The 1,941-nt window shown below is 56.5% G+C and carries 2 protein-coding genes; both read right to left on the bottom strand.

Annotated elements, in window-relative coordinates:
* Positions 1-1,199 (bottom strand): fimbria/pilus outer membrane usher protein (locus AC2A1E_RS24000; protein ID WP_484385844.1); only part of this gene is annotated, 1,199 nt, incomplete at its 3' end.
* Positions 1,200-1,308: 109 nt separating this feature from the next.
* Positions 1,309-1,941, bottom strand: a 633-nt coding sequence (locus AC2A1E_RS23995; protein WP_484385843.1) for a fimbria/pilus chaperone family protein, incomplete at its 5' end; no start/stop codon positions are given.

The raw sequence follows: 1,941 nt of genomic DNA, 5'->3' as shown, positions 1-1,941 counted from the left end.
ACAACTGAGGCACCGTTTTTACCGTGTTTCTCATCCTGTGCCAGTGTGCTCTGTAGTGAAATTTGTGTTTCATCAAAAGGCTGGGTATCCAGCCTGACAGCGCCTGCACGGTAGGGTGATGAACACAGCACGCCAGCATTCAGCGCAGTATGCGGGGTCAGCTGCCAGCCTGTGGCGGCGGTAGCCAGTATCGGCGATCCGCTGCTGCCTTGCTGATCCAGCTTACCCGCACCGAAGGAGAGACCGGGTGCGACAGCGGTGCCATTGAGCAGAAAGGCCGAGGCTGGCACGGTAAACTGGCGTTTTTCACCCGAACTGCCGGTGATGGCCACGTCAAGATCGGTACGGGTATTGAGTAACGAGAACCCTTGCAGACGGAAAGGCCCGGCAGGCACCGTGGTGCTGTAAATCAATGCGCCCGACTGACGGACTTCCACTACCGACTGGCTGTCGGCAATCCCTTCAACCAATCCTGCGCCGCCACGGTTACCGACCAATGCCGTTTCGGGGAACATCTGGAAGCCCAGAACCTGGCCTGTGCCGAACATCGAGTTGGAGAGGCTAACCTGCCCGGCCTGCAGCACTTTCTTGCTATCGGTAAAGCTGCGTTGTGCATAGGCCCCCTGATGCTGCACGCTGTCTTCGCTGTTAAAGCGTGTGAAGGTCTGGCGGCTGCGTATGATCCAGTCGCTGAAATTGAACCCGGCTTCGGTGCCGAGTTGCATAAAATTGATGCCAGCCGTAGACCCGGCAGAATCCATATACTGCGCCTGATAGTTGAGCATGCCAGCAACACCACCATGGTTCCAGTTGCCGCTTTCGGTGCCCGGATTAGCCACCGCCTGTGGCGGCAGCACCAGATCAACACGTTCTTCACCCGGGTTGAGATTCAGTTCAGTCTGCGGCCAGGCGCTTTTCAAATCGAAACAAGGCGCGCTTTCAGTAAAACCGGGAGGGGGCAGGATCCCTGCCTGTTTCTGAAAAGCCTGATCGGCGCACAAATGGCCTTCACTGTCAAAGCGGGCCTGCACTTTACCGCGACCGCTGCCGTTTACGCTCAGGGTGACTGTCGTTTCACCGGGCATAAAGCGGGGTGCATTACGAAACAACTCGGCCACTTTGGGGTCAATTCCGCGGCTCTGCATTGTTTGCATGTCGAACTCAACATCGTCCATAGGCTTGGCATTCGTATCGGCCATAGCCAGTTGAGGAATAGCCAGAGCGCTCAGCAGCGCTAACGAAAGTGCTGAGCGAGCAGGGTAGTGGCTAGACATGTGATGAAGTTTGTATTGCACCGGTAATTTCCTGTTATTTGCTCAGTGGAGCGTCGTAGCTGTTGACGGTATAACCCCAGGTGGTGGCAGGAGAGATGCGCACCTGTTGGGCCGCACCGGCTTTTTTATTACCGTCGGGGGTCAGCGTCAGCGTCTGGCCGGGTAACACATACGTGTTTGGCAATGTCCAGTTGGTGTTATCCGGCAGAGTTTGTACACCCTGGCCCAGGCGCACCACATAAGGTGACGGGTTGCTCACGACCATACTGTTGCCGCTCAATTTCCAGGTCAGGTGCTTCCAGGGTGCCAAGTCTTTCTCCAGCCCGGCAGGGCGGATGATGACCGGCAGATTCTGGCGTATCGTCATACGCACTTCGCTCTTGTCTTTTTGCTGTGGCGGAACGCCTTCAAAGATCACGCGTTTCAGGCGCTCGGTTTTCAACGGCGTCTTGCTGGTCATGATAAAGCGCACGCGCTGGCTTTTGCCCGGTTCGACGCGTGCCGCCGGCGGCGTGACGGTTAACAGGATTTCTGTATCATCTTTGATATTTTCCAGCGTGGTGAGCAGCAACACCGGGAAGGCATCGGTATTTTTGACGTTGATAGCGCCTTCACCATCACCCTGGTCGACAATCACCACCGAGGATTCCGGTACCATGCCGGTAGC

The organism is Serratia sp. HNCC26DJ206, assembly GCF_057180605.1.
The sequence above is the reverse complement of the archived record's forward strand: the minus strand, read 5'-3'. Positions and strand labels throughout refer to the sequence as shown.